This window comes from Acetivibrio sp. MSJd-27, assembly GCF_018918095.1.
In the GTDB taxonomy this organism is placed as follows: domain Bacteria; phylum Bacillota; class Clostridia; order UMGS1840; family HGM11507; genus HGM11507.
In genome coordinates this window covers 1-5,550 of sequence record NZ_JAHLPV010000071.1, presented here as the reverse complement: position 1 = coordinate 5,550, position 5,550 = coordinate 1, and the positions used below count along the sequence as shown (strand labels likewise).

Annotated in this window: 2 tRNA genes and 3 rRNA genes; all 5 read left to right on the top strand. The window is 49.7% G+C overall.

The window, feature by feature from the left end:
* Positions 1-196 precede the first annotated feature (196 nt).
* The 5 genes from KQI32_RS12940 (at position 197) to rrf (ending at position 5,549) form a co-directional block, all read left to right on the top strand.
* Positions 197-1,731, top strand: a 16S ribosomal RNA gene (locus KQI32_RS12940).
* 132 nt (positions 1,732-1,863) lie between these two features.
* Positions 1,864-1,939 (top strand) — tRNA-Ala (locus KQI32_RS12935).
* A 4-nt stretch (positions 1,940-1,943) separates the two neighbouring features.
* Positions 1,944-2,020 (top strand) — tRNA-Ile (locus KQI32_RS12930).
* Between the two features lie 329 nt (positions 2,021-2,349).
* A 23S ribosomal RNA gene (locus KQI32_RS12925) occupies positions 2,350-5,290 on the top strand.
* 142 nt (positions 5,291-5,432) lie between these two features.
* A 5S ribosomal RNA gene (gene rrf / locus KQI32_RS12920) occupies positions 5,433-5,549 on the top strand.
* Together the 16S, 23S and 5S rRNA genes with 2 tRNA genes alongside form the textbook arrangement of a ribosomal RNA operon.
* Position 5,550: the final 1 nt, after the last annotated feature.

The following is a 5,550-nucleotide window of genomic DNA, read 5'->3' as shown; positions in this document are numbered from 1 at the left end:
CCGGTCCTTGAAAATTGAACAACATGACGGTCCTAGCAATAACTTAGAGTTTAAAAACAAGTACAACTCAAGTAGAAACGAGTAAAAAGGAAACGACAAACAAAGTTTGTTTAAAGGGGAAGGAGACTTTCCGTAAGAACAAACAGGATGTCAGTTTCGTTTAAAGCAAGGAAAGAAAACGGATTAGATAAAGAATTTATTTAAGAGTTTGATCCTGGCTCAGGACGAACGCTGGCGGCGTGCCTAACACATGCAAGTCGAGCGAGAATCTTCCATTGGAGCCCTTCGGGGCGAAGAAGGAAGAGGAGAGCGGCGGACGGGTGAGTAACGCGTGAGCAACCTGCCTTAAGGAGGGGGATAACACAGGGAAACCTGTGCTAATACCGCATAAAATATATTTACCGCATGGTAGATATATCAAAACTGAGGTGCCTTAAGATGGGCTCGCGTCCAATTAGCTAGTTGGAGGGGTAACGGCCCACCAAGGCAACGATTGGTAGCCGGACTGAGAGGTTGAACGGCCACATTGGAACTGAGAAACGGTCCAGACTCCTACGGGAGGCAGCAGTGGGGGATATTGCGCAATGGGGGAAACCCTGACGCAGCAACGCCGCGTGAAGGAAGAAGGCCTTCGGGTTGTAAACTTTTGTCTTTTGGGAAGAAGAATGACGGTACCAAAGGAGGAAGCCACGGCTAACTACGTGCCAGCAGCCGCGGTAATACGTAGGTGGCGAGCGTTGTCCGGAATTACTGGGTGTAAAGGGCGTGTAGGCGGGCAGATAAGTCAGATGTGAAATACCGGGGCTCAACCCCGGGGCTGCATTTGAAACTGTATGTCTTGAGTGCCGGAGAGGAAAGCGGAATTCCTAGTGTAGCGGTGAAATGCGTAGATATTAGGAGGAACACCAGTGGCGAAGGCGGCTTTCTGGACGGTAACTGACGCTGAGGCGCGAAAGCGTGGGGAGCAAACAGGATTAGATACCCTGGTAGTCCACGCTGTAAACGATGAATACTAGGTGTAGGGGGTATCGACTCCCCCTGTGCCGCAGTCAACACAATAAGTATTCCACCTGGGGAGTACGACCGCAAGGTTGAAACTCAAAGGAATTGACGGGGACCCGCACAAGCAGTGGAGTATGTGGTTTAATTCGAAGATACGCGAAGAACCTTACCAGGGCTTGACATCCCTCTGACCGCGCTAGAGATAGCGTTTCTCTTCGGAGCAGAGGTGACAGGTGGTGCATGGTTGTCGTCAGCTCGTGTCGTGAGATGTTGGGTTAAGTCCCGCAACGAGCGCAACCCTTATCGTTAGTTGCCAGCACATAAAGGTGGGCACTCTAGCGAGACTGCCGATGACAAATCGGAGGAAGGTGGGGATGACGTCAAATCATCATGCCCCTTATGTCCTGGGCTACACACGTACTACAATGGCCATTAACAACGGGGAGCGAAGCCGCGAGGCGGAGCAAATCCCAAAACATGGTCTCAGTTCAGATTGCAGGCTGAAACTCGCCTGTATGAAGACGGAATTGCTAGTAATCGCGAATCAGAATGTCGCGGTGAATACGTTCCCGGGTCTTGTACACACCGCCCGTCACACCATGAGAGTCGGTAACACCCGAAGCCTGTAGCCTAACCTTAGGGAGGGCGCAGTCGAAGGTGGGATTGATGATTGGGGTGAAGTCGTAACAAGGTAGCCGTATCGGAAGGTGCGGCTGGATCACCTCCTTTCTAAGGAGTAATTGAATAGGCACGTCATGTTGTTTAATTTTCAGGGACTGGGGCACGAATGTGCCTTTAAACCGCACAAGCGGGTAAGAAGGAACAATTGTGAACTAGAGAACTGAGAAGAAGTGAATACACGGGGGTGTAGCTCAGTTGGGAGAGCACCTGCCTTGCAAGCAGGGGGTCAGGAGTTCGACTCTCCTCATCTCCACCAAAATGGGCTTATAGCTCAGCAGGTTAGAGCGCACGCCTGATAAGCGTGAGGTCGGTGGTTCGAGTCCACTTAAGCCCACCATTATCATTCTGCAAAGGATGATAAGGGATTAAGCGAACAAGACCGAACATGTGACAAATTCATTTGTCACTTAAGCCATCAAAGGCCGATAGTTCGAGTCCACTTAAGCCCACCAAACTATTCTGAGGAATAGGAAGGGAAAAGGGAAAAGAACCCGAAGCCCGAGGAACCCGAGAAGCTTTTTTTAGTTAGCGGGAGTATTCACAAAGCACCTTGAAAACTGAACATTGCAACCATAGAAGATATCAAATGTTATCAAAGATAAGGCTTGAAGACTAGAAGCGAGTAGCTGAAATCTGAATGTAATACATTAGAGATTTAAGCATAAAGGTCAAGCTAGAAAGAGCATAGGGAGAATGCCTTGGCATTAGGAGCCGAAGAAGGACGTGACAAGCTGCGATAAGCCACGGGGAGCCGCAAATAGGCCTTGAACCGTGGATTTCCGAATGGGGAAACCCAACAGAAGAGATATCTGTTACTGTTAAGTGAATCCATAGCTTAACAGAGGTAACCCGCTGAACTGAAACATCTAAGTAAGCGGAGGAAGAGAAATCAATTGAGATTGCCCAAGTAGCGGCGAGCGAACGGGCAAGAGGCCAAACCAGTGGTAGCAATACCATTGGGGTTGAGGACTGTAAAAGGCACTCTTAACGTTAGAAGAATTGCCTGGGAAGGCAAACCAGAGAGGGTGAGAGTCCCGTATTTGAAAACGGAGAGAGGCTGACAGTATCCAGAGTAGCACCGGACACGAGGAATCTGGTGTGAAGCCGGGTGGACCACCATCCAAGCCTAAATACTACCTAATGACCGATAGTGAAGCAGTACCGTGAGGGAAAGGTGAAAAGAACCCCGGGAGGGGAGTGAAAAAGAACCTGAAACCCTATGTTTACAAGCAGACAAAGGGCGTTAAAGCCCGATGTCGTACTTTTTGTAGAACGGTCCGGCGAGTGTATGTTACTAGCAAGGTTAAGATATTCAGTATCGGAGCCGAAGGGAAACCGAGTGTGAAAAGCGCGAAAAGTTAGTGATATACGACCCGAAACCGAGTGACCTATCCATGGGCAGGATGAAGCGTGAGTAAAATCATGTGGAGGTCCGAACCGACTTCTGTTGAAAAAGGAGCGGATGACCTGTGGATAGCGGAGAAATTCTAATCGAACTCGGAGATAGCTGGTTCTCCTCGAAATAGCTTTAGGGCTAGCCTCATATTAATCTAACGGAGGTAAAGCACTGAATGGGCTAGGGGCCTCACCAGGTTACCGAACCCTATCAAACTAAGAATGCCGTATAGATGATGTATGGGAGTCAGACAATGTGAGATAAGTCTCATTGTCAAAAGGGAAACAGCCCAGACCCACAGCTAAGGTCCCAAAATACATTTAAGTGGAGAAGGATGTGGGATTGCGAAAACAACCAGGATGTTGGCTTAGAAGCAGCCACACATTTAAAGAGTGCGTAATAGCTCACTGGTCGAGTGATCCTGCGCCGAAAATTTAACGGGGCTAAAATGTATACCGAAGCTTGGGATTCGCAGTGCACATTTAAGATATGCACAAGGCAAAGCACATGGCATGCGAAGCATGGCATCAAATTGTCCGAAAGGATAAAGCGTATGTCTTAAATGTGCACTGTGAGTGGTAGAGGAGCTTTCTGTATGGGGAGAAGTATGACCGGAAGGACATGTGGACTGTACAGAAGAGAGAATGCCGGAATGAGTAGCGAGAATTATGTGAGAATCATAATGGTCGAAAACCTAAGGTTTCTTGAGGAAGGTTCGTCCGCTCAAGGTAAGCCGGGAGCTAAGGCGAGGCCGAAAGGCGTAGTCGATGCACATACGGTAGATATTCCGTAGCCGCCGAAATCGATAACATATATGGGGACGCAGGAGAGGAGCCTGACCCGGGCGTTGGTAGACCCGGGCGAAAGGGAGCGAAAATAAGTAGCGAAGCAGGCGAAATCACACTGACGAGAAAAGCCATATATGTGGATTAGGTGCCCGTACCGTAAACCGACACAGGTGGGTGAGGAGAGAATCCTAAGACCAGCGGGAGAAGTGTTGTTAAGGAACTCGGCAAAATGACCCCGTAACTTCGGGAAAAGGGGAGCCTGCTACGGCAGGCCGCAGAGAATAGGTCCAAGCGACTGTTTACCAAAAACACAGGTCTCTGCTAAGTCGAAAGACGAAGTATAGGGGCTGACGCCTGCCCGGTGCTGGAAGGTTAAGGGGATTTGTTAGGGGTAACCCGAAGCAAAGAACTTAAGCCCCAGTAAACGGCGGCCGTAACTATAACGGTCCTAAGGTAGCGAAATTCCTTGTCAGGTAAGTTCTGACCCGCACGAAAGGCGTAACGATTTGGACGCTGTCTCAACAACACGCCCGGTGAAATTGTAGTACCGGTGAAGATGCCGGTTACCCGCGACTAGACGGAAAGACCCCATGGAGCTTTACTGTAGCTTGATATTGAGATTCGGTATTTTATGTACAGGATAGGTGGGAGGCTGAGAGACATGGACGCCAGTCTGTGAGGAGCCGCCGTTGGGATACCACTCTTAAAATATTGAATTTCTAACCGGACGCCATAAGCTGGTGACGGGACACTGTCAGGTGGGCAGTTTGACTGGGGCGGTCGCCTCCGAAAGAGTAACGGAGGCGCTCAAAGGTTAGCTCAGTACGGTCGGAAATCGTACGCAGAGTGTAAACGCAGAAGCTAGCCTAACTGCGAGAGAGACATCTCGAGCAGTAACGAAAGTTGGAGTTAGTGATCCGGCGGTAGAGAGTGGAATTGCCGTCGCTCAACGGATAAAAGTTACCCTGGGGATAACAGGCTGATCTCCCCCAAGAGTCCACATCGACGGGGAGGTTTGGCACCTCGATGTCGGCTCATCGCATCCTGGAGCTGTAGTCGGTTCCAAGGGTTGGGCTGTTCGCCCATTAAAGCGGTACGCGAGCTGGGTTCAGAACGTCGTGAGACAGTTCGGTCCCTATCTGTCGTGGGCGCAGGAGATTTGAAAGGAGCTGTCCTTAGTACGAGAGGACCGGGATGGACGTACCACTGGTGCACCAGTTGTTCTGCCAAGAGCATAGCTGGGTAGCTACGTACGGACGGGATAAACGCTGAAGGCATCTAAGCGTGAAGCCCCCCTTAAGATAAGATCTCCCACAGCGAAAGCTGGTAAGGTCACATGTAGACTACATGTTTGATAGGCCGGAGGTGGAAGTGCAGTAATGTATGGAGCTGACCGGTACTAATAGACCGAGGGCTTGACCAAAGCATTTTAGGCTTTAAAGCCCTATGAAGGCATACAGAAATGTGTGCATAAAACATGCAATGCGTGGAAAGATATCTGAGAATGGAAAACAGTGTTCAGTTTTGAAGGTGTTGTGCATGAAAAGCACATACTTTTAACCACACTCGGTAGCGATAGCTAAGAGGGTACACCCGTTCCCATACCGAACACGGAAGTTAAGCTCTTACACGTCGATGATACTTGGCGGGAGACTGCCCGGGAAAGTAGATAGCTGCCGAGTT